Source organism: Gordonia malaquae NBRC 108250 (assembly GCF_000344135.1).
GTDB classification, from domain to species: Bacteria; Actinomycetota; Actinomycetes; order Mycobacteriales; family Mycobacteriaceae; genus Gordonia; species Gordonia malaquae.
The window spans coordinates 1-26,412 of the sequence record NZ_BAOP01000017.1; the positions used below are offsets into that span (position 1 = coordinate 1).

A 26,412-nucleotide genomic window follows, 5' to 3' on the forward strand; every position below is an offset into this window, starting at 1 on the left:
GCCACGAAACCCCTTGCGCGAGACCGGGATGCGAGGTGAAGTAGAAGAGTGGTTAAGTTTCGGACTTCTGCGAGGTACGCGGGGGGCGCGAGAGCGCCATCGAGAACGCTCGTTTCTTCGCCTTGGATAGCGGCCGTAACCCGTGTTGCGGTCCGAATTGCACCTTCGGATGCAGCCGTCGGTTTCTCTCTCAGGATGGAGTGTCGGCAGGGAGCCGAGAATCCGAGCGGATTCCCGCACGGCTGGTGTTCATCGAGCCGAGGACGCAGCGGACTGTGGTGTCGCGTTCGAAAGCGCCGGCTACATCTTGAACACTCAGCGACCAGGTAGACGCCGTGGTCGGGACACACTGTCGACACCGGTAGCTTCCACGACAGCTGCCAGATTCCGTCGTGCGATAGGCAGAGTGGGCATAGTTGCGTCCCATGCTGCGGGAACCACCCCTGGCAAACGATGGCGCGGTAGCTCGCCCGATCGAGCGGGTCGAAGCCGTCGAGGTTGAGTGGCGCGCCTCCGTCGTAACGCAACAAGGTCGAATTCTCGACGGCCGATGCCCCCAGCCCAGTGAGATCCACTATTCGGCCGACGAGCTCATCGCTAGGCCGGACCAGCATGAAAGCCGTCGAGACCGACGATCCGTCCCGGTTCTCCTTGAGCATGCGGACAAGACTCTTGGTCGTCAGATCGTTCACAAGTGCAATCCGCTCGAGGTACGAATCAAGCGACTCGCGTGGATCGATTGCAACTCGAGCGGGGAGCATTAGCTCAGAGGCTCCATCGCCGTCGCGGTTTGGTAGCGCCCGCAGTGGGCGAGCGACTGGAAGTCACGCGCCCACACGAGTCCGGTCCTCTTCTGAGACTCGGTCCGAATCCACCACACCGAAGTCTCCACTCCCAACCTGACGCACAAGATCTTCGTCGGCGACGCAGATCGCTTCGGCGGCACTGCGGAGGATGAGACGGCCTTCGGGGTTGAGCGCAGCGTCAAATGCTTTCAGGTGTTCGGCGTCTGGCCATGTACGCGGGCTATCACAGGTTGCATCGAACCACATCCAAGATGCGGCGAGCCGGGCGCAGCCATCGAAGTTCCGGGCGGCTGCGGGCAGGGTGCCGACCAGGTCCGGCGGGGCGGCTTCAATCCGTCTTAACGCGTCGCGGCGCTCACGGTAGTTGACGAGCTCGTCGAGGCATAGAGCTCGCGCCAGATTCATCGCATGGGCAATGTCGCTCTCGCGGTGGAAGATCGGAGTCCATTTCGGCCACGCCCCTATGCAAATCGAGTAGCTACCAGCTTTCGTCAGACGGTAGGTCGGCTCGTCGGCAAGGCTCCAATGATCGCGCAACCGAACACATTGACTGAGAAGTAGCGCGACTCTGGAACGCCACAACCACTGGGCGGGGTCGAGCACGAACGGTTCGCCTTCTTGCCGGTAGATCCCTGGGATGTGGTCAAGCGTCAATTGCGTATGGCCAAGCGCCAGCCGCATCAGATCTTCGCCGCGTGGATGGCGGACTGAGCTCTTCGGTAACCGCATGGTCTTGACAGTCTTCGCGCCTGTGCGGAGTACCCGTCGAGTGAAGACCTGCGAATCGGGTATTTCAGAATTCTCTGGTCGGACAGGAGTGGGACGTGGATGTGGAGATACTCGTGGTGTCAGCCACGTTCGCTGTTCTTCCCAGGCCATTGCGATGGCCAGTGCACGAACGGCAGGAGATCGCGGTAGCTCTTCCTCGGACTCGTGACTCGTCGCAAGATCTGCCGTCGCAGTGGTCACCAACTGAGCATCAGCTGGGATCCAGTGTGCAGATCCTCGACTGAGCCGACGAGCCACCGAGGGTAGTTCCGCACGGAGACACTCAAGTCGGTCGAGTGCATCGAAGTCAGTCGTAGATCTGTGTGCAGCGGACGAGACCTCCTTGCAGACCGACAGAATCCGATTGGGAACTCTGGTCAACTGCGCAGTGCCACTACCGGGCATCCCGATGAGGTGCCCGCAGTAGAAGCAGACCGGAGACAGAGCCAAAGCCCACTCTCGCCGTGCCACTCCGTTTGGGGCGCAACGGCAATGCTGACCCCACTCACTTGCCAGCCAGCCTTCCTTCGCGAGCACTCGACTATGGCAGTCATCAAGGGTCATCGCCGAAATGCGCGAGAATGGCTGGCGCGTCAGCGTGGCCAGGTGCCGCAGAATCGGCTCGTAGTCAGACGCTGATCGCGATAACTGACTTCGACCAAGGATCTTGGTGACGGTGGTGCAATTCGCCGTCGCCGCGCGCAATACGAAGGACTCCAGCGATTCATCGTCGGCTGGAATCGGTCGAGCAGGCAGATAGCCGATACGAGGCTCTCGCATGGATAGCCCCCTTCCGTTGTCTGCCGGTGACATCACACCCTGCTCTGCTTGCTGCGGCGCCGAAGATCGATTTCCGCCTCTGCTGCGTGCGCTCGTTTACTGAGGCGGACTTCCTTCAGGTGTTCTGGGTTGATCGTGTGCGTGCCGTCGGCGATCGCTGCAAGTGTCGCAATGCGGAGGAGGCGTGTCGCGTCACCGACGTAGCCCTGAGATCGCTTCCAGATGGGCCCCGCGAGCTGTGAAGTGAGAAGCCCTTCGCTTGCCCGAGGGAGATGCGGAAGGAGATAGCCTTCCAGCCCGTAGAGCAGTTGCTGCCACGCGTGTTGCTCCTCCGAAGTCTCGATTCCGTAAGGACTGAAGCTCATTGGCTGGAGGCGGCCGATAAGCTGGGCATCGCTCATGGCTTCACTGGATTCGAGGTCTGTCCCAACCAGAATTAAGCTGGCGTTGAATTCGCCGAGCTCGGTGTTCATGTACTTCACGTGATCGAGGACCTCCCGGCCGCCCTTCCAGTTGGTACGCAGTAGATGGAAGTCGTCGATGAGAAGGGTGCGCACGCCGTGGCGTGCCAATGCCCTGACCGCGGCGGTTGACGTCTGGTGGGCGGCGCCGCTGGCGGATAAGCGGAAGAAGTCAAGGACTTGGGAGTTGAATCCTTTGACCATCGAGCCAGATTGCAGGTTGACCCAAACGACGGGGCATAGGTCTGCGTCGATCGTTGGCTGAGGGTTCCACGTGGGCAGTTCTGCAGGGCCTTTCGGTGCGCCTACGATCCATTCCACGTATTTCCTTGTGGCCCAGCGGCGGACCGCCGTGCTCTTCCCGAGCGTGCTTGCGCCTGTGACCGACGCTATTGCCTTCGCACCGGGGCCCGTTTCAGAATTCTCCTGCACGATCTCAGTGAGTCGGTCTGCGACTGCGCGGGTCTCGGCCGTTTCGACGTAGAGTCCATTCATCCATTGACGCAGCGCATCGACCGCCCGCGAGCGGTCCTCGGATGTCATCCTGTCCCAACCAGCCGACGTGTACAGAGGTGGTTCTGGCAACTCCGTTTTGGTGCAAGCCAAATGCCAAGCGAGAGAGTCCATCAGGAGTCGGCCCGCATCGTCGGCCACGGGACGTCGAGGATGTCCAAGGGAACGTCGTCCTGGGGTGAATCGGTATGGGGCGTCTTGGTGCGTGCTTCGTTGCCGCCCGACTGAGTGGCTTCGTCGCGGGTTGCACCTTGGGCTGCCTGAGCTTCTTCGTGGTCTTTGCGCGATTGTTCAACTCTGCGGTGCGCGGCTGACAGTTTGGCAGTCCAGTCAGTTGGAACGGGCCCAGAGGTGAGTTCCGTGAGCTCGTCGAGGATCTGCCGCTGCGCTGAGCCCCGACTCAGAATGTGGTTGCCGCCGCGTTCGCGGACGCGCCGCCTAACAGCCTGAACGATCGTATCGGTCATCGGCGCGTCAGTGAAGAAAGATCCTCGCCACGCAACGGGGCGTACACGGCCGGTCTCGGGGTGCGGGAACCAGATGCTCGACAAGTCGTGCGGGTCGACAAGAAAGGGAACCTTGTTGTCGTCGTCCCTGAACTGGCCCCGTGCGACATTCCGAAAATCATCGAGCAGCTTGCCGTCGTAGACCATCTCAGCAAACTCGACACCTGCGACTCCGACTGTGCCCCACTTGACCGGAAGCATCTGATAGATCATGTCTGCACGCTGCGGTACGTCGATACGGCCGGTGACGTCGAGCATGATGTCCCAGAGCTCCAAAGGACTGGTGCGAGCGGTGGGCTCACCACCGATAACCAAGCCTGTGTGCCACGACCGGTGGTAGTCCAAGGCGACGAATCGCCGAAGGTGTTCTTCCAGTTCGGCGGCCGTGACCAATGCCTCCTCGGCGACCAATCGACCGCGCTCCGAGGTATTGCGACCTTTGTAGCCGGGGAGCTGTTGAACGGCCCGTTGTAGCGTCTCGTGCCAGCGTTCAACGTGGGGGTTGTCCGTTGGCTTCTTCCCGCGACTGAGCAACAAGTCAATCCCGAAGTCGCGCAGAATCGCGCGGAAGTGATCGGACACGAAGATCGAACCGTGGTCGGCGCGGATCGCGTCCGGCATGACGCCAGGGATGTGGTGCTCTCCTTGAAGCGTAGTGAAATCGGGTGCAACACTTCTGCGCCCAACGTTGACCGCGACATCAGAAGCGTCGACGACTTGGGGCAAACCGGCCCAGCGCCAGTGACTGATGGTGGTGCCCTCCACCATCATCGAGAACGGGCGGCAGATGTCGTAGAGAAGTAGCCCGGCATCGATTCCATCGGCGCTCTTCGGCACCACGCGCAGTGCGAGGACCACTCTGGTGGCGACGTCGATTGCAGTGAGGATTTCGACGCTGAAGGGTCGCCCGAGAAGCGGGTCGTATACGAGGTTGTCCGCCCTCGTGGCGTCGATGGCGACTATTTGCCCAGGCCTGATTGCGGGGAAGTGCTCTTTGCCCGACACGCGCTGTAGCGACCGGCTTCTCTGGGTGCGGGTTGTTGCGCCCGCGCCCCGTTTGAGGTGCGCGAGATACTCTGCCGTCAGACGCTGCGGCGTGGAGACATCCACGTGCCCTGCACGCTTGAGCTCAACCTTGATCCGCCGATCAAGCTCGCTGATGTTGGCGTCCGCCCGATCTCCGTCCAGGGTGGCGAAGACCAACTCAGCAACAGTCCGATAGCGCTCATCGATTCGCTCCCACGTCTGTTCGCGACGCAGGGATCTGGCATCGAGGAGCCCGAGTAGTCCGTCGCGTTTCCATGCACGCACCCAGTTGCGGATGGTGCTGTCGACCGGAGCCGATCGCTTGATCTCACCGTTCGCGATGCGGCGTTGTAGGGCACGATCTCCCACAGCTTCTTGCTGCAACGCGACCGCCATCGCGCGACAGCGCGCCGCCTCGGAGACGCCGAAGCCTTCGCCGAAGGGTGGGCGCGGTTCGCCATCGCGCGCGAGTTCGGCGTGACCGTCCCGGTAGCCGGTCAGTATCTCATGCACGATTTCAAGTTTGTCGAGGGCGGCTCGGCGCGTTTCCTCAGACAGGCCATCCCAGTACGGGCGGAGCGCCGGTCTGATTGGCGCTACATCGCCATCGACCACGACTCGCACCTCTGCGAGTTCGGGCCAATCGACGTGCAAGGAATCGCCGACGCTGGTGCGGAGGTCTACGCCGGCCGCTGATACCGCTGTCACCAGACCGGTTCCCCACTCAGTCAGAAGTCGGCCACCGACCTCAACCACTGTGCGACTTGTGTCCACTACGCCACCAGTCCCGCGCGCACTGGCGTTTCCATCGTCAATCGCTTCGAGAGGTTGGTATCCAGCTCACCGGACCAGACCATGTGCCAGACCACGGCGATGGCCTCCCCGTTTCCGGTATCCAGACGAAATAGGGAGCCCAGAGTCGCGGCGTCGTTACTTGCTTCCTTCCCGATCTCGCCAGCCACCTGGTCATACCAGGAAGGCCTTCGGCGGTAGCCGTGCAGCCACAGAAGGTTTAGGCGTTCTACGCGGTCGAGTCCGTTGAATACCTCGTGACGCCATCCCACATTCGCGCAGGCGGCCTCGACCATTGCGACCTGAAGCTTGAATTTGTCGTCCATCTTGTGCGGCAGGCGTGCATTCCAGAGCGTTACCGCCCCGGTGTCGTCAAGGCTGAGTAAGTCGGGCGTGTTTTTCGCCGAGGACGATCCGCCCCGCTTCAGCTGACACGGTTGCGGTATCAGCGCGACGATATCGTTGAGCCGGTCCAGGCGTCGCAAGAGGTCATGCTCGAGGCCCGACTCGAGTTCTAGGTGGTCGCGCATGGTCAGTGAATACGCAGTGACAGGTATGTGCCGGTGACGTTCCGAGGATCGAGGCTTGCGAATCGGAACTACACGTGCGAGATCCGGCGGACCGTCGGACCGCCAGTTCAACACGCGGGACACCTTGTCGCCAGCGAATCGGAACCGCCACGTCACCGCCGCGCGGGAACTCTCGGTCAAGTGACACCTCCGCTTCCGCAGGAATTAGCACCAAATCTAGCAAGAAATCGAGGTCGAAGGGCTACTAAGGGAGCAAGTCGACAATCGGTCAGCGAGGCATTTCGGGTGATAGGCCGACGTCTCCTTCGCCCCATCAGCGGTCCGTGTCGGAAGGCTGCGATAGGTTGCTCCCATGGCCAAAGGCAATCAGGTCGCTCCGTCGACGAAGTTCGAGCAGACGCTGCAGGCATCGGCTCAGCTGCCGGGTGTGCAGATCAACCGGGAGGCCTTCCTCCGCAGAGAGCTGAAGCGATACTGCACCGACGAGCAGATCAAACTCGCTATCGCCACAACACCGGCCGAAGCAGGCGTAACACCTCAAGTGATCGACAAGATCGCCAACAGCGTGATCAAGTTCGAGACCGGCAAGGTGACGACACTTTCCACGGCAGCCGGCATCCCTGGAGGCCTCGCAGCGATCGGCACGGTCCCGGCTGATATCGCGCAGTACTATGGGCACCTTCTTCGCGTCGTCCAGAAGCTCGCCTACATCTACAGCTGGCCGGAGCTCTTCGACGACAGCGCCGACGGAATGGACTCCGCGACCGAAAGCATGCTCACGCTGTTCATCGGCGTGATGTTTGGCGTGAACGCGGCCCAGGCCGGCGTGGCGCAAGTCTCGAAGTTGATCGCAAGTGAAGTGGCCAGGAAGCTGCCGCAGAAGGCTCTCACCAAGGGTGCGATATATCCGGTGGTCAAGAAGGTTGCAGGGCTCCTGGGCATTCAGATGACCAAGCAGGTCTTCGCCAAGAGCGCAGCCAAGGTCGTGCCGCTGGTAGGCGCGGTTGTCTCGGGAAGCCTGACCTTCGTCACGTTCATGCCGATGTCGAAGCGGCTCCAGAAGCACCTCGCAACCCTTCCGCTGACCAAGCCCGGTCACGGAGTCACCGAGCAAGCGTCGAATCCGCCGAGCACATCCCCAAAACCAGCACCAACGTCATCTGCGAATTAGACGAGCTCATCCCACAAGCCAATCGCCGATAGCCTGCCGCCAGCCGCCGGTCACTTCAGCCCCTTCGTCGCCCGGTTTCACCCGCGCACTCGGCGATTTCCAGGAATAGATTCCCCGGCAAAATTAGCAGGAAATCATACCGAAACGCGGGCTACGGGCAACGCTCGCCTGACCATGTTTGCCCTAGTCAGGGCGATTCTTACGCCGTGATCAGGCTTGTTAAACAAGCGGGACCACCTTGCTAATCTTCGCTGCATCTCGACAACAGTCGCTCAGCCCCGAGCCATGTCCACGAACTTCGAGAGATGCAGCTGGTGGGCGACGGTGATCGTCGCCGTCGGGCCGTTTCGGTGCTTGCCGACGATGATGTCGGCCTCGCCTGCACGTGGATCGTCGCGCTCGATGGAGTCGGGGCGGTGCAGCAGGATGACCATGTCGGCGTCCTGCTCCAGCGATCCCGATTCACGCAGGTCCGAGACCTGCGGGCGCTTGTCGGTTCGCTGTTCCGGACCACGGTTCAGCTGCGAGATCGCGACCACCGGCACTTCGAGCTCCTTGGCGAGGAGCTTGATCGAACGAGAGAACTCCGAGACCTCTTGCTGTCGTGACTCGACCTTCTTACCCGACGTCATCAGCTGCATGTAGTCGATGACGACGAGGCGCAGATCGTGACGCTGCTTGAGCCGTCGAGCCTTGGCGCGGATCTCCATCATCGTGAGGTTCGGCGAGTCGTCGATGAACAGCGGGGCCTCGGTGATCTCGCCCATGCGGCGGGCGAGACGGCTCCAGTCGTCGTCGGACATGTTTCCCGAACGCATGTCGCCGAGCTTCACCTTGGCTTCGGCCGAGAGCAGTCGCATGACGATCTCGGTCTTGCTCATCTCCAACGAGAACATGGCGCTGGTCAGGCCGTTGTGGATCGACGCCGACCGCAGCCAGTCCATCGCGAGAGTCGAGTTGTGGGTGGGGACCATCGCCTCACCCGCGAGGTACAGGTGACTGCGGTTGTCGACCTGGACGCAACGCACCGGCACACTCGGCACCGGCCGAACCGCGACGACGAGCCGCGACCGCACGCGGGTCCGCAGTTCCTTGTGGCGCTGCATCTTGTCGTGGACGGTGAAGACGTCGTCGGACGCGGCGAGGCGCACCCAGCCGCTGCTCGCTCGACGGAACGTGTAGCCCAGGCCTGCGGCGAGATCGCCGACGATGCCCGACATGTGGTTGGTCGCGGCGGGAACGGTGATCCAGCCGTCGTCGTCGACGCGCGCACGGGAGTCGAGGATGCCCGCCAACAGGGCACGACGCTGCGTGACCGATCCGCGCAGGTACTCGCGAGGGATGCGGCCACCGAGGTCGGCCATCAACGTCATCACGTCGACGGGTCCTTCGTCCTCGATCCGCATGGTGATCTCGGGATCGTCGTACGCCATGCCTGCAAGGGCGCCGACCGTGTACGGGCCGTACGCGAACGGGCGACGCGGCAATTCGAGCGGCTCCGCGTTCGGGACCGTCGCGCGCCCGGCGTACGACTGCAACGCGTCGGTGGTGAGGACCTCTCGGCGACCGTCGACGTCGGCCACCCACTGATGCTCCTGATCGGCGACGAGCGAACCGCCGTCGTCGAACTCGATCTCAAAACACGGGCGCTGGGTCATCACCTCGGTCGCAGCCACCACACGCGTGGGACGTCCGTCGGCTCCGAGGAGCCGGTCGCCGACGGCGACCTTGCCCATCGTCGTCCACCCGCCGGGCGTGGGAAGCGGAGTGTCGAGGGCGAGCGCCTTTCCCACGCCGGGACGTGCGGCGACGATGATCATCTGTCCCGGGTGCAGGCCGTTGGTCAGCTTGTCGAGATCGGCGAAACCGGTCGGCACACCGAGCGACAATCCGCCGCGCGACGCGATCGAGTCGAGCTCGTCGAGAGTCGGCTGCAGCAGTTCTTCGAGGACGACGTAGTCCTCGGCCGTCCGCCGCTCGGTGACCTCGTACACCTCGGCCTGTGCCCGGTCGACCACCTCGGCCACGTCCTGGCCGCCGTCGCCCGCGTAGCCGTACTGCACGATGCGCGTGCCTGCTTCGACGAGTCGACGCAGGATCGCCTTCTCGCCGACGATCTCGGCGTAGTAGCCGGCGTTGGCGGCGGTCGGGACCGTTGAGATCAGAGTGTGCAGGTACGGCGCGCCACCGACTTTGCGGAGATCCCCGCGTCGCTCCAGCTCGGCGCTGACGGTGACGGCGTCGGCGGGCTCACCGCGCCCGTACAGCTCGAGGATCGCATCGTAGACCGCCTGGTGTGCGGGCTTGTAGAAGTCGCCGGGGCGGATTCGCTCGAGGACGTCGGCGACGGCGTCCTTCGACAGCAGCATGCCGCCGAGCACGGACTGCTCGGCCTGCAGATCCTGCGGAGGCTGACGCCCGTAATCCTCCCGTGGAGGGGCCCCTGGCTCTTCCGGCTCGGGACCCTGATCCTCCGGTTCTGCCACGCGCGTCTCCCCCACTCGTCGCTCTATGTCGCCCCGGCGCGGCCGCCCCCGGAGTCCTGCCAGTTGCCACTGGGCGAACTGAAACCTTCCCAGAGGTTAGGGCCAGGCACCGAACCGCATCAAATGCCCCCTGTGGACAACACTGTTGATGCCGTGTGCACAACCGTGGAAACCTCTGGACGGCATGTGCAATCTCCTGTGTACAGCGTGGGGAATTCGACGAAGGTTCTGCGCCAAAGACCAGGTCAACGCGGTATTCATGTATCCCCAGGCAGCAGATCGCCGGTCATCGGCGTGTTACGTTGCGCCACGCCCGGGCAGGACTCCACGAGAGGTTGAGGTCTGCGCCGTCGCACTCCCCACAAGCCCATTCATACGTTCGAAGGACGATGTCAGATCAAGCCGACGAGCTCATGGAGGGTCGTCCCCGACACAGTCTCCACGCTCCCGTCGTCCCGGGTCACCGCGAGGGTGAAATCGGACTCGAAACGGAAGTAGCCGGGTCGGCCGATCAGGCGGTCCGTCACCGGGCGGAGCAGTGCACTCCCGATGACGGGGACATCGTCGAGCAGCGCCTGAGCGTGCAGGACGCGCCGGACGTCGAGAGTCAAGGAGAACTCGCCGGGGCGCTCCAGCGTGATGCTGGTGGGGTATTCACGACGCGCGACGGGGTCGTACGCGTTCGGTCCTTCGGACAGGACCGCCTCACCGGTGCTGAGGACGATCGAGTCGCCTTTGGCGAGCATCACCGGCGCGATCTGGAGCTTGCCGTACTTCTCCTGCGTCGCGACGACGGCGTAGAGCAGCGAATACTCCGCGGTGTAGAGCCTGCCCCAATGCCACTGTTCGATGACCTTCGGCATCGCGCCGACACCCCAGTTGTGGTCCGCGTACCCGGTGCCGACCACGTCCCACGACTCGTCGCCGACCCTCATCCGGCCGGCGACAGTCGCACGCGGGGCACCCACGCACCAGCCGAAGACCCCGCCGTCGCCGAAGAGCGTCTCCCCGCGACCCGGCATCCACGGCGGCAGCTCGTTGACGAACTCGAGGTCGAGTCGGACGTCGTCTTCGTCGAGGATCACCCGGTAGCGCGGGAGACCGCCCTCGCCGGGGATCACGCGCGCCGAGTTCGGACCGATCCGCACGTCCATCTCCTCGGTCGAGAAGTGCGCGGCCTTCGACGGATAGCGTTGTGCGATCTGACGTCTCGTCCCGTCGGGCCGGTAGACGATGACCTCCACCCACGGCCGGGCGAACGGTGGATCCTCGGGTCGACGCTTCACCAGGAAACCGACGACGGTGTATCCGTTGTCGAGGTGCGCGTCGAAGTACCAGTGCTCGAACGCACTGCGCTCGGCCCGCGCGTGGAATGCGTTGTGCCGAGGCAGCACTGCGGTCAGCTCACCGTCCTTGCGGCCCGGCCCGTTCCATGCTTCGACGACGTCGGTCGGCATGCCTTCCCCCTTCAACGACGCAGTGCGCCGGATGCGTCGAACTCGGCTTCTCGACCCGCCATCTGCGCGCGATACCAGTTCTCGCGGTGCGAGATCATCCACCGCTCGTGCAGTCTGCCGATCGAAGGGATCCGGCGGAGTGTCTCGATCAGCATCACCGCGGGCAGGCGCACCGCTATCCACAGCAGACCGGGCCACGCGTTCGGCATCCGGTATCTCGCATAGGTCGGCGGCATCATGAACAGGCGTGAGTACGCGGCGTACATCGTGCCGTTGTAGCGCTCGCGCAGTCGTGCGAATCCGGTGTGGCCGTCGCGCGGGGCGAACGCGGCGGGGAACGATTCGATCAGTTCCACGCCGTGGTCGCCGGAGTCGTGGCTGCGCGACACGGTCACCAGCGCAAGCAGTCGCAACGTGTCGGCGATGGTCTCCGGATACCACGTGTTCCGGACACCCAAGAGATGTCCCATGTAGCGCTGGAAATGGATCAGTTCGTTGATCTCCGCGCGCGTGGTCTGCACTCCGACCATCCACAAGGCCATCGCGGGGACCACGCTTCCGCCCGCGAGCGTCAGGAGTTGGTACGCCTGGCTGATCGGGTAGCCCCAGCGCGTCGAGTCCCATTCCGGGTGCTCGGCGACGCGGCGACGGACGAACACGTGCATCACACGGACGAGCATCGCGGTCGCCCGCCCCTGGCTTCCCGGGGTGAGCAACGCTCCCGGTTCGGAGACGTCGATCCAGAACTTGGCGGTCTCCAGGAATCGGCGCAGGGCGTTGTCGCCCGCGTACCCGCCCGCCAACGAGAGCGGTGTCGCCACGGCGGCCTCGGTGTACATCTCGAGGGTCTCCCCGCCTGCGACGCTGAACAGGAACGTCCCCCATCGCCGCCAGGTGCGGGCGCCGGCCTCGACGAGCTCCGGGTCCACCCAGTCGGGGACGTCTTCGAACTCGGCGAACAGATCGACCATCGCCTGCGGCGGATCGTCGATGCTGCCGATCCCGTGATCGAGCGCTTGCGTCAACATGGCCCGACCCTCGGTCCGCCCTATCGCCCCGAGGAACACCTCGTCGACGAACCGCTCGGCGACGGGGTCGGAGCTGTGCATGTCGCCGCAGAACGCCTCGATCTGTTCCGTGGTCGGGAAGACGTCTTTGCCGGTCAACCCTTTCGCGAGTCTGCGCACACGGCGGACTGCGGGGCGGGCCATCGCCTGCCGATAAGGGAACGCGGAGGGTGTGACGGTGTTCACGACGCCGACCATACCACGAGGTATGGTTCGTGCGTAGGTGCGCTAACCTGGGTCGATGCCTCGTCGAACCACTCGCCTCGCGGCCACCGACTGGGTGGACGCCGCGCTCGGCCTCATCACGACCGAGGGTGTGGCCAGCGTCAAGATCAACCGGCTGTGCGCCGTCCTCGAGGTCACCAAAGGCAGCTTCTACTGGCACTTCGACGACATCGACGCGCTCTGGGAGGCGATGGCGCAGCGCTGGCACGAGACGCACAATTCACGCCCCACCGAGCTCAACGCCCTGGCGTCAGTCCCGGCGGACGAGCGCGTCGTGACCCTCGCGACCATGCTGATGTCCGATCGCAACCTCACCGTCGAGACTGCGATCCGCGACTGGGCCCGCACCAATCCGCGGATCGCCGCAACAGTGCAGCAGATCGATCGTGACGTGTTCGACGTGATCTACTCCGCGATGATCGAACTCGACCTCGGCGAGATCCGCGCCCGACTGATCGCGGGCCTGCTCGTCTACGCGGGCATCGGTTACATCCACGGCCACGGCAGCCTGCCGAACCCGACTCCCGACGAGTTGCGCACAGCCATATCCGGCCTGCTTTCGCCCGCGCGCGATCACTGAGGCCGCAGGAGATCCCGCGGCTCGGCAGATCCGTCGACCATCCGCGCGATGCGCCGTTCCACTCGCCACCCGTCGTCGGTGCGGATGAGGTCCCACTGATTGGCGGTGAGACGCGCGACGGCGAAGCCGTCGGTCGACGCCCGTCGGACGATGAGTTGCGAGTAACTGCGAACCGTCGCCCGGTCGCCGTCGAGTGTGATCTGCGGGGCCGTCATGAGATGTCCGCAGCCATGCGCGATCAGTCCCTGATGGGGGTCGCCTTCAACCATCGCTGCGATCTCCTCCCGCCCTGCGAGGAGCCCGGTGTCGACGTCGTAGACGCCGTCAGAGGTGAAGATGTCCGCCGTGACCTGCGCCGATCCGGTGTCGACCGCGGCCCCGTACGAGTGGACGAGGTCCATGATCGCCAGCCGGTCCTCGGCCGACCGAAGTCGTCCCTCGAGCGCGTCGAGCCGTTCTTCGATCGTCATTCCGCCGCCTCCATTCGGGACCCCACCAGGGGAAGAATTGCTTCGAACATCGCCTCCCAATTGGCGAGAGCGGGTTCGGTCTCCGGATCACGCGGATGGAACGTGTACGCCAGCCGGGCGCCGCGCATCGACGTGATCATCACTTCGCGCGTGCGGAGATAGTCGGGTGCGGCCGTGACCTGCGGACCGAACAACTCGTCGGCGCGGGCCCGAAGAACCCCGAGCATCCGGCGCTCGACGTCCGACAACGCCTCACGAAGCTCCGGGTTCGCGGTACGCGCTCCCATCCAGAGCTCCATCGTCGCCCAGAAGCACGACTGCCCGGTGATCTCCCACATCGCCGCCACCGCGAATCGGATCCGTTCGCGCAGGTCGTCGGGGATCGCGACACCGGCCGTCAACTCGGCGATCCGGACGTCCGCGAGGTGATGGACCGCCGCCGTGAGCAGCACTTCTCGCGACGGGAAGTGATGGAGAAGCCGACCGCGCGACACTCCCGCGACCTGTTGGATGTGCAGCGTGGTCGCCGCCGAGTAGCCCTCCTCGAAGAGGACCTTCGCCGCAGCCTCGAGAATCGTGTCGCGCGTCTGCGCCGCCCGGTCCTGCTTCTTTCGTTCCACGTGAATCATTCTGCACCCTTTTCAAACAGTCACCTCTGACTGTATCGTTCGGGACATGTCGCTTCCCGAGATCCTTCAGACTCCGCTCACCGTGCCCGTCGTCGCGTCGCCGATGTTCATCGCGTCGGGACCGAAACTCGTCGCCGCCCAGTGCCAGGCCGGCGTGATCGGCTCATTCCCCGCACTGAACGCCCGCCCGGCGTCGCAACTCGGAGACTGGCTCGACGAGATCACCGAGTCGAACGCCGCCTACGCGGCCGCCAACCCCGACGCCGTCGTGGCGCCGTTCGCCGTGAACCAGATCGTGCACAGGTCCAACGCGCGCCTCGACGAGGACCTCGCGACCATCGTCGAGCACAAGGTTCCGATCGTGATCACGTCGCTCGGCGCTCGCCCCGATGTGAACGAGGCCGTCCACTCCTACGGCGGCATCGTGCTCCACGACATCATCAACAACACGTTCGCGCACAAGGCGATCGAGCGCGGCGCCGACGGCCTCATCGCCGTCGCGGCAGGCGCTGGCGGCCACGCGGGCACCCTGTCGCCGTTCCCGCTGATCCAGGAGATCCGCGAGTGGTTCGACGGCCCGCTGCTGCTGTCGGGAGCGATCGCCCACGGTCGCTCGATCCTCGCCGCGCTCGCGGCGGGCGCCGACTTCGCCTACGTCGGCTCGGCGTTCCTCGCGACCGATGAGGCCAATGTCGTCGAGGACTACAAGAACATGGTCGTCGACTCGCGGGCCGACGACATCGTCTACAGCAGCACGTTCACCGGCGTGCACGGCAATTACCTGCGCGGCAGCATCGAGGCCCACGGCCTCGACGCCGACAACCTGCCGAAGCCGACGTCCGGCCCCGATCCGCTTGAGGGCGGCCTCGGCGACATCAAGGCGTGGCGTGACGTGTGGGGCTGCGGCCAGGGCATCTCGTCCGTCGCTTCCCGCGGCACCGTGGCCCAGACCGTCGACCGTCTCGCCGCTGAGTTCAACGACGCACGCGACGCCCTCGACCGACGGACCGGCGCCGCAGCGCTCGTCTGATTTCCGCGCTCACTGAGAGCTCCGCTCAAATCGCCCGACGGCGGTGGAACGCGTGGTGGAATGAACAGATGCGAGCAGACCGTTCTCGTTTCACCCGCCTGACCACCGCCGTCGTCGCCTTGATCGCGTTGGCGTCGGCGCTCGTCGCCGTGGCGCCTGCCGACGCCGCTCCCCTGCGGACCAAGCTGCCGCTCGGCCAGTACTCACCCGTGAACCCCGCACGATTCACGTCGTACGCCTACGCCGACGGTGGACGAACGTTCTTCATAGCGGCCCGGCGGCTCTGCCAGATCGGGCCGACCCCCGGCAACGTCGCCTGCTCCGGCCGCACGAAGACCGCACCTCCGCGCACCGTCGGCGTCGCGATCACCGGGGACATGCAGGGCCCGCATTGGATACCCAGGGGAACGAGTTACCGATTCGGATCCCGCGCAGGCTTCCGCGCGCCCGTCCTCACACCCGGTCAACGCATCACATCGGCCAACGTGACGTGCGCGGTCCCGCGCCGCGGCGTTGTCATCTGCTCCACCGTGAACCGGGCGTTCGTCCTGACGCCTGCGACGCACCGGTTCTATTACCCGCACGGCGACCGTCGCCACGATCGCAACCCTCGATAGGACACTGCACCCGGCCCCTTCGTGAGCGTGCGACGCGCGTCTGCACGTTATTCTGATCTCCGATCAACCGAGCGATCGTCGAGAGGGGTCGACTGTGGGATTGCCGTCGATGGGTCGGGCCCGAAGCAGAGGCGGCGAAGTCGCCACGATCGAGCTCTTCTTCGATCTCGTCTATGTCTTCGCGTTCAGCCAGTTGGCGGCCTTCTTCGTCGGACATCTGACCGGCCGAGGCGCACTCGAGATGCTGGTCCTGTTCGGCGGAGTCTGGTGGGTGTGGAACTACACCGCGTGGGCCACGAATTTCGTCGACCCCGCCCGCATCCCCGTCCGGATTCTGCTGATCGTGATCATGCTGGCGAGCCTGATCATGGCTGCCGCGATCCCGGAGGCGTTCGGCGACCGCGGCCACCAGTTCGCACTTGCATTGGCGGTGTTGCAGGTCATCCGCCCGCTGTTCATCGCGGTCACGATGCGAGGGACTCAAGTAGGGCGGAACTACGCGCACCTGTTGGCGTGGTCCACGGTCGCCGCATCGATCTGGGTGATCGGCGCGTTCTGTGAACCCGACACTCGCCTGATCGTGTGGGCTGTCGCCCTCGCGGTCGACGTCGCCGCTCCGATGGTCCGCACCTGGCTGCCGGTGCTCGGCGGCATCGAGATGAGCGAATGGAAACTGACTCCGGCCCACCTGGTCGAGCGAAATCGCCTGATCTTCCTCATCGCGCTCGGTGAGACCGTTCTGTCGATCGGCCGCGAGTTCGTGCACATGGAGTCGAGCCTGTCGTCGTACCTCGCACTGGGCGTCGCCTTCATCGTTCCCGTCACGTTCTGGTGGCTGTACTTCGCCCACCATTCGGACCGAACCGAGCGCCGACTCGAGGAATCCGCCGACCCCACCGCCCTCGCTCGCGGCGGGTTCGCGTATGCGCATGCGATTCTCGTCGCGGGTGTCATCGTCACCGCAGTCGGCGCCGAGAAGATGCTCGCTCATCCCCATGACGACGCGACAACCGTCTATGCACTGCTCATCGCCGGTGGACCCGCGTTGTTCTTCATGGGTCTCGCACTGTTCGTCGGATCGATCGGTGGCCTCGATCGCTATGAGTCGACCGTCGCCATCGTCGTCCTCGCAACGCTCGCCGCGATCGGGGCGGCCGCCGTTTCGCTCGGCCTTGACCTGTTCCTCTTGTCGGCACTTGTGTCGGTGACCCTGATCGCGGGTGTCGGATCGGCGTCATGGCATCACCGCAACGACGCCGCCGACGCCTAGCCGAGATCAGCTCAGACGCTCGAACACGGCCGCGAGACCCTGCCCACCGCCGATGCACATCGTCTCGACTGCGTAGCGACCCTGGCGACGCTCCAACTCTCGCACCATCGTCGCCAGGATCCGCACTCCGGTGGCGCCGACGGGATGACCAAGGGAGATCCCAGACCCGTTGACGTTGATGCGGTCGAAGTCGGAGGCTCCGAGACCCAGCGCAGTTGTGCACGCGAGCACCTGCGCCGCGAACGCCTCGTTCAATTCGATGAGGTCGAGGTCGACGAGACCCAGGCCGGCGCGTTCGAGCGCGAGCTGCGTGGACGGCACCGGACCGATGCCCATCCGCGACGGCTCCACACCGGACACCGCCCATGACACCAGGCGTGCGAGCGGGCGTAGTCCGAGACGTTCGGCCTCCTCACGAGATGCGACGATGCACACGGACGCGCCGTCGTTCTGACCGCTCGCATTGCCCGCGGTGACCGTCGCAGCCGGATCCACTTTATGGCGCACCGGCCGCAGGGCCGCAAGCGCTTCGGCCGAGATGTCCGGCCGCGGATGCTCATCACGCCGATGGACCAGGTCGCCTGTGCGCGTGGAGACGGTGACCGGAACGATCTCGTCGTCGAACCGGCCCTGTGTCTGCGCAGCGACTGCGCGCTGGTGCGAACTCAGAGCGAGCTCGTCCTGCGCCTCCCGGCTGATGGAGAACTCGGCCCGCAGATTCTCTGCCGTCTCCAACATGCCGCCCGGGACCGGGTGGAGTTTGCCACCTGCGGTCACTCGCCCGCGTCCGATGCGGTCGGCCAAGGTCGCGTCCGCGCCTCGAAGGCCGAACCTCAATCCCAGCGCGTAGTGCTCCGCCTGGCTCATGCTCTCCGCGCCGCCGGCGAGCACCAGGTCGGCGACTCCGGTCTGGACGCGCATAGCCGCATCGAGCACCGCCTGCAGCCCCGACCCGCAGCGCCGATCCACCTGAATCCCGGGTACCGAGACGTCCAGTCCCGCATCGAGTGCGGCGACACGACCGATCGCGGGCGCTTCGCCGTTGGAGTAACACTGCCCGAAGATCACGTCGTCGATGTCGTCGCCGGTGACCCCGGTGCGCGCGACGAGTTCCCGTACGACGGTCGATGCGAGATCCGCGGCCGGGACGGTGGCGAACATGCCGCCGTAGCCGCCGACCGGGGTGCGGATCGGTTCACAGATCACGGCGTCGCGCATCAGAGCGGGTTTCCCTTCTCACGGTGGATGTCCACCCCACACTATGGATCGCTCGACGAGCAGAGTCGGCGGAACGACGAAGGCCGGTCACCCCGCGAGGGATGACCGGCCTTTGTGGCTCAGATTGCGAACGTCAGGCGACGACCGACAGGCTGAGCTTTGCTTCGACCTTCGGGTGCAGCTTCACGACGACCGGGTACGAGCCCAGTGCCTTGATGTGCCCCTTCGGCAGCTCCACGTTGCGCTTGTCGACAGCCGGACCGCCCGCGGTGCGGATGGCGCCTGCGACGTCGGACGCGGAGACCGAGCCGAACAGCTTGCCCGAGTCGTGGGTCTTGACGGTCAGCGACACGTTGTCGAGACCTTCGAGAGCCTGCTTCAGTTCGTTCGCGTGGTCCAGGTCGCGCACGGCGCGAGCTTCCTGGGCGCGACGGATGCCTTCGACCTGCTTCTCGGCGCCACGGGTGGCGACGATCGCGAAGTTGCGGGGCAGCAGGTAGTTGCGTGCGTAGCCGTCACGGACCTCAACGAGGTCACCGGGAACTCCGAGGTTCTCGACTGCGGCAGTAAGGATCAGCTTCATGTCTTCTGTCCCTTCCTGGTCAGCGACCGGTCGAGGTGAAGGGCAGCAGTGCCACTTCACGCGAGTTCTTGACGGCCACCGCGACGTCGCGCTGATGCTGAACGCAGTTGCCGGTCACGCGACGCGAACGGATCTTGCCGCGGTCCGACAGGAAGCGACGCAGGAGCGCCGTGTCCTTGTAATCGATATCGGTCTTCTTGTCCTTGCAGAAGGTGCAGGCCTTGGCCTTCGTGATCTTCTCCACGCGGACCTTGCGGCCGCCTTTAGCTTTTGCCATGTGATGCTCCAGTTGAGTGCCTCCGGGCTGGCGGGCCCGGAATCAGAAAGGTGGTTCGTCGTCCCCACCGGCGAAGCCGCCGCCGGCAGCAGGTGCGCTGCCCCACGGGTCTTCAGCCGGCTGGCTCGATGCAGCGGGTCGGCCGCCACCGGAGTTGCCTCCGTAGCCGCCGCCGGAGTTGCCTCCGCCGTAGTTACCGCCGCCGGAGTTGCCCCCGCCGTAGTTACCGCCGCCGCCCGAGTTCCCTCCGCCGAAATTGCCTCCGCCGCCGCGCTGGGTCCTGTTGACCTGTGCGGTGGCGTAGCGCAGCGAGGGACCGATCTCGTCCACTTCCAGCTCCACAACAGTGCGCTTCTCACCCTCACGGGTTTCGTACGACCGCTGCTTGAGCTTGCCCTGCACGATGACGCGGGTGCCCTTCTTGAGCGACTCAGTCACGTTCTCCGCGGCGTCACGCCAGATGCTGCAGCGGAGGAACAGCGCTTCGCCGTCCTTCCACTCGTTCGTCTGACGATCGAATGTGCGCGGAGTGGACGCCACCGTGAAATTGGCGACCGGCGCTCCGGACGGCGTGAAACGCAGTTCCGGATCGGCGGTCAGATTTCCGATGACCGTGATGACTGTGTCAGTCATGAGACTCCCCTAACGTCTGTGTGGAACGCCCGAAGGCACTCTGCAATGGTTACGCACCACAGTAGAGCGGACCTCTGACATTGTCAGGGCCGGATTCCACAGGTTTGTACAGGTGGTTCGTGGACGCGCCCGGCGCTTACTTGCGCAGGACCTTGGTGCGCAGAACCGACTCGTTCAGCTTCAGCTGACGGTCGAGCTCGTTGACCGTGTCCGGGGTCGCGTTGAGATCGATGACGGCGTAAATGCCTTCGTTGTGCTTGGCGATCTCGTAGGCAAGACGGCGCTTGCCCCAGATGTCGACGTTGTCCACACTTCCGCCGTCCTTACGGACGACATTGAGGAACGTATCCAGTGAAGGGGCGACGGTGCGCTCGTCCAAGCTCGGATCGAGAATGACCATCAGTTCGTAGTGACGCATGAAACCTCATCACCTCCTATGGGCTTAGTTCGGCCACGGACTGTCCGCGGCAGGAGGGTCGCCTGCGTCGGCAACCTGTCCAGGCTACATGAGTAGCCGGTGACCAGCGAAATCGTCTGCGTCCACTAACCTGACCACCATGCCTGCCACGTGGTCGACGCGCATCGGCCGTCCCCGTGTCGGCGAGGTCACCCTCGTCGTCCTCACCTCGCTGCTGCTGACCGTGTTCGCCCTGGCGTGGGCGTTCCGGGTGAAAGAAGTGTGCGGCGGTGCACCGTTCGACGAGTGGGGGCGAAGCTCGATCTTCCCGGCCGGACCGCCACGGGCACTGATCCCCTGCTACTCCGACATCATGCGACTGTGGATAGGTCGCGATGTGGATCGCCACGTGTTCCCGTACATCCACGGCGGGATCAATGAACAGGGCGATCTGTTCGGCGGCGTCGTCGAGTACCCGGTGCTGTCCGGAATGCTGCTGTGGCTCGGCGCGATCGGCGCTCACACCGATGTGCAGTTCCTTCAGCACAGTGCTCTCATCCTCGCACCGTTCGCACTCGCGACGACCGCGCTGCTCGCGGTGATGACTCGCTGGTGGGTCCTGTTGTGGGCGGCGACCCCGCCGCTCGTCCTGTACGCATTCCACAACTGGGAACTGCCCGTCGTGTTCACCTCCGTCGCGGCCGTCGCCGTCATGGCGTACGGCGGGAGCGTCGATCCCCGGACCGGCGGACGTCGCATGTCGCTGAGACGAACCGCGATCATCGCGGCGGTGCTCCTCGGCGTCGGCTTCTCGTTGAAGCTGTACCCGGGATTCTTCGTGCTCCCACTCGCGCTGTACGTGCTGACCGGCGGACAGTCTCTTCGCGCTCGGCGCGCCCTGGACTGGGTCGGGGCGGCATGGGTGGCCGGAACGGCGACGGTCGTCGTGATCGCCACGCAGGCGCCGTTCATGATCGCCGGTTACGACGGGTGGAAGGCCGCCCTCGATTTCCAGGGCCGCCGCGAAGCGGATCTGACGACGAACAGCGTCTGGTACTGGGGACTGCGCCTGCTGACCGGCGGTGAGACAGACACCTATCACTCACTGGTCGGAGTGCTGTCGCCGTTGCTCGTCGCAGCCGGTTTCGCCGTCGCGGTGTGGCTCGGGTGGCGTGTCTATCAACGCGACGGAGTGTTCCCGTGGCTCGGCGTTGCGGCGGCGATGCTGTGCGCGTTCATGGTGTTCCACAAGGTGCACTCACCGCAGTACACGCTGTGGATCCTGCCGTTCTTCGTGATGTTGAGGGTCCGCTGGTGGATCATCGCCGCCTACCTGCTCACCGACGTCCTGCTCGACATCTCCATCTTCCGGTTGATGGGATACATGCATCATCCCGCGTCTGCTCCGTGGCAGGACTCCGTCGGGGTGAGCGTCAGCGTCTGGGTGCACGCGGCGATCCTGGTGGCGCTGATCGTGGGCTTCGTGCGGATGCCGATCCGCGAACCCCTCGCCTCGTATCTCACGACGTCGGTCGCGCCCCGAGGTCCGCTCACGCGCCTGGCCGACGCCGACGACGCCGATGCCCGGGCGTGGGTCGGCACGCCCACTCTCGTCCGAGGCGATGTGACCCTGCGCCCCCTACGGACCTCGGACGCCGGGGCACTCGCGAAGCTGGTGCCTGCGTCCGACCTGTCGCTGTACGCGTGGACCGGACCGATCCCGCAGACACCCGAGGACGCCACCCGGTGGATCACGACGGCGCTGTCGACACCGACGCGAGTGCCGTTCGCAGTCCTGCACGACGGCGAGTTCGTCGGCACCACCAGCCTGTACGACGTGGACGCGTCGAATCGCACCCTCGCGGTCGGCTTCACGTTCTACGGCCGCGCCGCGATGGGCACCGTCGTCAATCCGACCTCCAAGCTGCTGCTTCTCGAGCACGCCTTCGACACGTGCGGCGCGGTCCGCGTGGTGTGGCACACCCACGAGGGGAACTCCCGCTCACGAGCCGCGATCGCCAAGCTCGGCGCCGAGTTCGAGGGGCTCCTGCGCAAGCACCGGCGGTTCGGCGACGGCTGGCGGACCACCGCTCAGTTCGCCATGACCGACGACGACTGGCCTGGCCATCGAGCCCGTCTCCTCGAGCGCGCCGCTCGCTGATTCAGCGGGCACGTCTCGACTGCGCTCGACGACCAGCAGAACTGCGCGACGACCAGCGACCGCCCGTCGAGCGGAGTCGAGACGCTAGACCGGCAGCGGTGACTGGAGAAGCCGACCGCCGTCGGGGTGCGGGGCGGCGGCCGGACGCAGGAGATCCCACACGACGTAGGCGCAGAGGGCGACGACCATGATCCATCGAGCGCCCGCCATGACGTAGAACAGTTCGACCGGCGCCCACTTGCGTTCGGGCGCGAGGAACAAGGCCATCCGCGGAACCCATAGCAGCGCGTCGAAGGTCATCCACGCGAGCAGGACGCGCGGCTGTGGAATCGCGAGGACTGCGAGCGGAACCAGCCACAGCGACATCTCCGGTCGCCATTCCTTGCCGACCAGCAGCAGCCCGGCGACCAGCAGGAACATGAGCACCGGCAGTCGCGGTTCACGTCGAGATCTGAGTCCGACGTACGTCACGCCTGCCACGACTGCCACCATCAGCGCCAGCATGAGCGCGTTGACGACTGTCGGCTGTGCGTCCCACCCGGTGGCGCGGGCGATCAGGCTGTAGACGGAGTCGGGCCCGACGGCGCGGTCGCGCCACTGCGTGAAGGTCGCCGACCATCCGGACGGGTAGATCGAGGCGACCACACCGTTCACCACGCCCCACGTCAACAACGCGCCGATCGCCACACTCGCGGCATCGGAGAGTCGCCGTTCACGAACGCACAGGATCGCGATCGCGGGGATGAGCAGCAGGGGATAGATCGCAGACGCGGCGCCCAACCCGACGAACAGTCCGGTGAGCCACATCCGCTCCCGCGACCAGGCGTACATGGCCAGCGCGGTGAACATCACCGGCAGCACCTCGTACGAGGTGAACGCGTGCACGAGGACAAGCGGTGAGATCACCATGAGCGTGACGAGCCACGGGTCTCGGCGTCTGGTCCGCATGGTCGCCCACACTGCGATCAGCCAGCCCAGCGCCATCAGCAGCGCCGCGATGGTGAAGTAGTTGGCCACGTCGAGTGCCCTCGGCAGGCCGACTGCCTCGGTCAGAGCTCCCCAGCCGCGCGCCGCCTGCGCGGTGACGTACATGAAGGCTGCGGTCACGACCGGCACACCGATGTACTGCTTGACGTCGTCGTTCTCCCAATACGTGCGGAACGGTGCAGCGCCGCCGCGGAGGTCCGCGGGCGTCAGGTGGTTCTCGCTGTATCCGGCGATCACGTTCGAATAGCAGAGTCCGTAGAACTGGCGTTGGTGGTCCCAGTCCAGGCGCATCGTCGCGGCGGCGTCGTTCGACGGCGTCTGCTGCAGACATCCGCCCGCCTTGCCGAACCAACTGAACGCCAACACGAGCAGCGCGAGCAGAAACAGCACCCGTAGCGGGGTCCAGGTCCGGTTGCGGCCGATCGCTGCGTGCAGCCCGACCGGCCCGCCGATCGACGTGCTCAACTGCCCGACCAGCGGTTCGGTCCGCGACGGCAGCACCCTGTCGGTCGCGAGCCGCAGATCCTCGGCGAGCGGAGCAGGGCTGTCGACGTCCGAGACGCCGACAGCCCGGTCCGACGCAGGGGGCGTCGAACCGGGCTCGGTGTCGTGCGGTGCGGTCACTCAGTTTCCACGGGATCGAGTTCCGGTGCTGGCCCCGTCACCCGGGCCGAGCGTGACATCGCCGTCACCGCCGTTGTCGCCGTTGTCTCCACTGTTCCCGTTGTCGTTGTTTCCACCGGGAATCGTGACACCGGGCAGGATCGTGATGTTCCCGTCGTCACCCTCGCCGGGCAGACGCGGCCGCGACCGCTGGCGACTGGTCTCCGTGGGCGTGTACGTGGTGGGCGGAGGTTCATAGGGCACGCCGGCCTGGCCACCGACGGGTTCGGGGTCGGGGAACTGTTCGACAGGCACACCTTCGAGTGCGGCGTTCATCTGGGCGCGCCAGATCTGCGCGGGCAGACCGCTGCCGTAAATGGTTCCGCCATACGAGTTGCGGAGTGCGGTGCCCTTATTTGTGCCGACCCAGACCGCCGTCGAGAGCTGCGGCGTGTAGCCGACCATCCAGGCGTCCTTGTTCTCACCGGTGTCGCCGAGCTGAGCCGTACCGGTCTTGGCAGCGGACGGGCGGGCGCCGTACGTCGAGTCGTACAGCGCGTTGCCGTTCGAGTATGCGGCGATCGGTGAAAGAGCAGCCGACACGTTGTCGGCGACCGCCGCGGACACCACGCGCTTGCCCTTGTTGGCCTCACGGTCGAACAGCACGTCGCCGGTGGAGGTCTCCACCTTCTGAACGAGGTACGGCTCGCGGTAGATGCCCGATGCGGCGAGCGTCGCGTACGCCGACGCCATGTCCAGGACGCGGGTCGGGTACTGGCCGAGGACGATGCCGTTCTCGGGCTTGCCGTTCGGTTCGGACAGGGTGTGCTCGATGTCGCCGAAGCTCTCGGCGATGCCGAGTCGGTGCGCAGTGTCGGCAACTGCCTGCGGGCCGCCGTTGAGGTCCATCATCAGGCGGTAGAACACCGTGTTGAGGGACATCTTGGTCGCCGTCGCCAGGTTGCACGTTCCGCAGCTCTCGCCATCGGAGTTGTTGATCGTGATCCCGCCCGGGCCCACGTACGGGCTGGAGTCGTAACGCTGCGAGAGGGGGATGTCCTGCTCGAGGCCCGCGACCAGCGCGAACACCTTGAACACCGAACCGGTCTGGAGTCCGGCCGAGGCGTAGTCCCAGCCCTGGCCGTCGTTGCCGCCGAAGTAGCCGACGATGCCGCCGGTGGCCGGATCGATCGAGACCGACGCCGTCCGGAGTTCCTTCGGCTCGCCGGTCATCACAGAGCGCGCCTGGGAGACGAGAGCGTTCTGCACCTGCGGACGGATAGACGTGGTGATCGTCAGTCCACCTGTGCGCACGTCCTGCTCGGTGATGTCGAGCGTGTCGAGCTCAGCGAGCACCTTGCGTTCGATCAGGCCGTTGGGCCCGCTCTTGACGTCACTGCTGTCCGCGGCTTTGACAGCCGCGATCTTCGGGAACTTCTGGGTGTCGCGGTCGGCCTTCTGCAGGAAGCCGATGTCGACCATGCCGTCGAGCACGTAGTTCCAGCGTTCGGTCGCCATCTCGGGGTTGACCGCCGGATCGTAGAGCGACGGTCCGCGCACGATGCCCGCGAGGAGAGCGGACTCGGACGCGCTGAGGCAGTTCGCCCGCTTGGCGCGAGGGAGTTTCGAGTCGGCGCACTGTTCGGGAGTCACCTTGGTGATGTCCCGGTTGAAGTAGGCCTTCGCGGCAGCGGCGATGCCGTACGCGCCGCGTCCGAAGTAGATGGTGTTGAGGTACGCCGCCATGATCTCTTCTTTGGACCACTGGCGGGACATCTTGGTGGCGATGGCGAGCTCTTTGAACTTGCGCTTGTAGCTGACCTCGTCGCCGACGATGGCGTTCTTGACGTACTGCTGGGTGATCGTCGAGCCACCGCCTGCTCCGCCGTCGCTGGTGAGCTTGCCCAGTGCCGCGCGCGAGAAGCCACGCAGCGAGAAGCCGACGTTGGAGTCGAAGTCGCGGTCTTCGGCCGCCTTGATCGCGGCGACCATCGACGTCGGAATGTTCTCGTACTTGACGTCGGTTCGGTTGCCCTCCGGCGGGACCACTCGGGCCAGCACACCGCCCTTGGAGTCGACGATGGTCGCGACCTGGTTCTGCTTGATGTCGCCCGGTGCGGGCACGACGACGGTCACGTACGTGAAGACGAACGCGGCCACGCCCACGATCACGAGGACCGGTACCGCGCCTGCCACGATGCCGACGACCCACGCCGCGATCTTCGCAGCGGTCCGTCGGCCCTCTGCCTTGTCCCCAGCTCCGCTGGTCATCGCTCACCCATTTCTCTGCGCTCATCGGTCCCGCGCGAGGACCGTCTCCACAACTCTGACGCACGGACGCGTCGCTGCCAACTCAATAGCGGCGTCGA

At 65.2% G+C, this 26,412-nt stretch carries 23 protein-coding genes and 1 pseudogene; 6 read left to right on the forward strand and 18 right to left on the reverse strand.

Annotation, left to right across the window (positions count from 1 at the left end; translation table 11 throughout):
* The 6 genes and pseudogenes from GM1_RS21935 to GM1_RS12460 form a co-directional block, all read right to left on the reverse strand.
* Window positions 1-761, reverse strand: a 761-nt coding sequence (locus tag GM1_RS21935; protein ID WP_169332784.1) for a TniQ family protein, incomplete at its 3' end; no start/stop codon positions are given.
* A 63-nt stretch (window positions 762-824) separates the two neighbouring features.
* Entirely contained in the window at window positions 825-1,535 is a 711-nt protein-coding gene (locus tag GM1_RS22930; protein WP_223291355.1) for a hypothetical protein, read from the reverse strand.
* A 480-nt stretch (window positions 1,536-2,015) separates the two neighbouring features.
* A pseudogene (locus GM1_RS22935) lies at window positions 2,016-2,387 on the reverse strand (TniQ family protein); the annotation flags it as partial.
* Window positions 2,387-3,358: a TniB family NTP-binding protein gene (locus GM1_RS12445; protein ID WP_223259049.1), complete on the reverse strand. Its 972-nt coding sequence runs from the start codon at window positions 3,356-3,358 to the stop codon at window positions 2,387-2,389. The gene GM1_RS12445 and the pseudogene GM1_RS22935, both read right to left, overlap by 1 nt.
* Before the next feature lie 83 nt (window positions 3,359-3,441).
* Window positions 3,442-5,475: a transposase gene (locus GM1_RS12450; RefSeq protein WP_223291302.1), complete on the reverse strand. Its 2,034-nt coding sequence runs from the start codon at window positions 5,473-5,475 to the stop codon at window positions 3,442-3,444.
* A gap of 158 nt (window positions 5,476-5,633) precedes the next feature.
* Window positions 5,634-6,338 (reverse strand): TnsA-like heteromeric transposase endonuclease subunit, encoded by a 705-nt coding sequence (locus GM1_RS12460; protein ID WP_306302654.1) that lies wholly within the window; start codon window positions 6,336-6,338, stop codon window positions 5,634-5,636.
* Window positions 6,339-6,534: 196 nt separating this feature from the next.
* Here GM1_RS12460 and GM1_RS12465 point away from each other — a divergent pair, with 196 nt between their 5' ends.
* Window positions 6,535-7,353 carry a hypothetical protein gene (locus GM1_RS12465; protein WP_006896694.1) on the forward strand — a complete coding sequence of 273 codons (819 nt, stop codon included), beginning with the start codon at window positions 6,535-6,537 and terminating at the stop codon, window positions 7,351-7,353.
* A gap of 272 nt (window positions 7,354-7,625) precedes the next feature.
* Here the strand turns inward: GM1_RS12465 and dnaB are convergent, their stop codons facing one another.
* The 3 genes from dnaB to GM1_RS12480 all read right to left on the reverse strand — a co-directional run bounded on the left by dnaB (window position 7,626) and on the right by GM1_RS12480 (window position 12,561).
* Window positions 7,626-9,839, reverse strand: coding sequence for a replicative DNA helicase (dnaB, locus tag GM1_RS12470; protein ID WP_040520041.1), 2,214 nt, complete (start codon window positions 9,837-9,839; stop codon window positions 7,626-7,628).
* Between the two features lie 392 nt (window positions 9,840-10,231).
* Window positions 10,232-11,296: a lipocalin-like domain-containing protein gene (locus GM1_RS12475; protein ID WP_008379315.1), complete on the reverse strand. Its 1,065-nt coding sequence runs from the start codon at window positions 11,294-11,296 to the stop codon at window positions 10,232-10,234.
* Window positions 11,297-11,307: 11 nt separating this feature from the next.
* The gene (locus tag GM1_RS12480) at window positions 11,308-12,561 is read right to left on the reverse strand and encodes an oxygenase MpaB family protein (protein WP_008379317.1); all 1,254 of its coding nucleotides are present in this window, start codon (window positions 12,559-12,561) and stop codon (window positions 11,308-11,310) included.
* Window positions 12,562-12,604: 43 nt separating this feature from the next.
* On the opposite strand from GM1_RS12480, the gene GM1_RS12485 reads away from it, so the two are divergent.
* Window positions 12,605-13,168, forward strand: coding sequence for a TetR/AcrR family transcriptional regulator (locus GM1_RS12485; protein WP_008379319.1), 564 nt, complete (start codon window positions 12,605-12,607; stop codon window positions 13,166-13,168).
* Here the strand turns inward: GM1_RS12485 and GM1_RS12490 are convergent.
* On the reverse strand, window positions 13,162-13,638 hold the full coding sequence (locus tag GM1_RS12490; RefSeq protein WP_008379320.1) for a nuclear transport factor 2 family protein: 477 nt from the start codon (window positions 13,636-13,638) through the stop codon (window positions 13,162-13,164). The genes GM1_RS12485 and GM1_RS12490 overlap by 7 nt on opposite strands.
* A complete protein-coding gene (locus GM1_RS12495; RefSeq protein ID WP_008379321.1) occupies window positions 13,635-14,267 on the reverse strand; it encodes a TetR/AcrR family transcriptional regulator in 633 nt (210 codons plus the stop codon). Before GM1_RS12495 ends, GM1_RS12490 begins: the two co-directional genes overlap by 4 nt.
* A gap of 46 nt (window positions 14,268-14,313) precedes the next feature.
* Between GM1_RS12495 and GM1_RS12500 the strand changes: the two genes are divergently transcribed.
* The 3 genes from GM1_RS12500 (at window position 14,314) to GM1_RS12510 (ending at window position 17,184) form a co-directional block, all read left to right on the forward strand.
* Window positions 14,314-15,297, forward strand: a complete 984-nt coding sequence (locus tag GM1_RS12500) for an NAD(P)H-dependent flavin oxidoreductase (protein WP_008379322.1) — start codon at window positions 14,314-14,316, stop codon at window positions 15,295-15,297.
* Window positions 15,298-15,365: 68 nt separating this feature from the next.
* On the forward strand, window positions 15,366-15,914 hold the full coding sequence (locus tag GM1_RS12505) for a hypothetical protein (protein WP_008379324.1): 549 nt from the start codon (window positions 15,366-15,368) through the stop codon (window positions 15,912-15,914).
* A gap of 94 nt (window positions 15,915-16,008) precedes the next feature.
* Complete coding sequence (locus GM1_RS12510; protein ID WP_008379325.1) at window positions 16,009-17,184, forward strand: low temperature requirement protein A; 1,176 nt, start codon at window positions 16,009-16,011, stop codon at window positions 17,182-17,184.
* 6 nt (window positions 17,185-17,190) lie between these two features.
* On the opposite strand, the gene GM1_RS12515 is transcribed toward GM1_RS12510, so the two are convergent.
* From GM1_RS12515 to rpsF, 5 genes are all read right to left on the reverse strand, one after another.
* Window positions 17,191-18,402: an acetyl-CoA C-acetyltransferase gene (locus tag GM1_RS12515; RefSeq protein WP_008379327.1), complete on the reverse strand. Its 1,212-nt coding sequence runs from the start codon at window positions 18,400-18,402 to the stop codon at window positions 17,191-17,193.
* Window positions 18,403-18,535: 133 nt separating this feature from the next.
* On the reverse strand, window positions 18,536-18,985 hold the full coding sequence (gene rplI, locus GM1_RS12520) for a 50S ribosomal protein L9 (protein ID WP_008379330.1): 450 nt from the start codon (window positions 18,983-18,985) through the stop codon (window positions 18,536-18,538).
* Window positions 18,986-19,004: 19 nt separating this feature from the next.
* Window positions 19,005-19,262, reverse strand: a complete 258-nt coding sequence (rpsR, locus tag GM1_RS12525; protein WP_008379331.1) for a 30S ribosomal protein S18 — start codon at window positions 19,260-19,262, stop codon at window positions 19,005-19,007.
* A 42-nt stretch (window positions 19,263-19,304) separates the two neighbouring features.
* The gene (locus tag GM1_RS12530; protein WP_008379333.1) at window positions 19,305-19,895 is read right to left on the reverse strand and encodes a single-stranded DNA-binding protein; all 591 of its coding nucleotides are present in this window, start codon (window positions 19,893-19,895) and stop codon (window positions 19,305-19,307) included.
* A 136-nt stretch (window positions 19,896-20,031) separates the two neighbouring features.
* Window positions 20,032-20,313, reverse strand: coding sequence for a 30S ribosomal protein S6 (rpsF, locus tag GM1_RS12535; RefSeq protein WP_008379334.1), 282 nt, complete (start codon window positions 20,311-20,313; stop codon window positions 20,032-20,034).
* Window positions 20,314-20,452: 139 nt separating this feature from the next.
* Here rpsF and GM1_RS12540 point away from each other — a divergent pair, with 139 nt between their 5' ends.
* On the forward strand, window positions 20,453-22,453 hold the full coding sequence (locus GM1_RS12540) for a GNAT family N-acetyltransferase (RefSeq protein WP_008379335.1): 2,001 nt from the start codon (window positions 20,453-20,455) through the stop codon (window positions 22,451-22,453).
* Window positions 22,454-22,537: 84 nt separating this feature from the next.
* On the opposite strand, the gene GM1_RS12545 is transcribed toward GM1_RS12540, so the two are convergent.
* Window positions 22,538-24,064 carry a glycosyltransferase family 87 protein gene (locus tag GM1_RS12545; RefSeq protein WP_008379337.1) on the reverse strand — a complete coding sequence of 509 codons (1,527 nt, stop codon included), beginning with the start codon at window positions 24,062-24,064 and terminating at the stop codon, window positions 22,538-22,540.
* Entirely contained in the window at window positions 24,065-26,314 is a 2,250-nt protein-coding gene (locus GM1_RS12550; RefSeq protein ID WP_008379339.1) for a transglycosylase domain-containing protein, read from the reverse strand. It abuts the gene before it with no gap.
* Window positions 26,315-26,412: the final 98 nt, after the last annotated feature.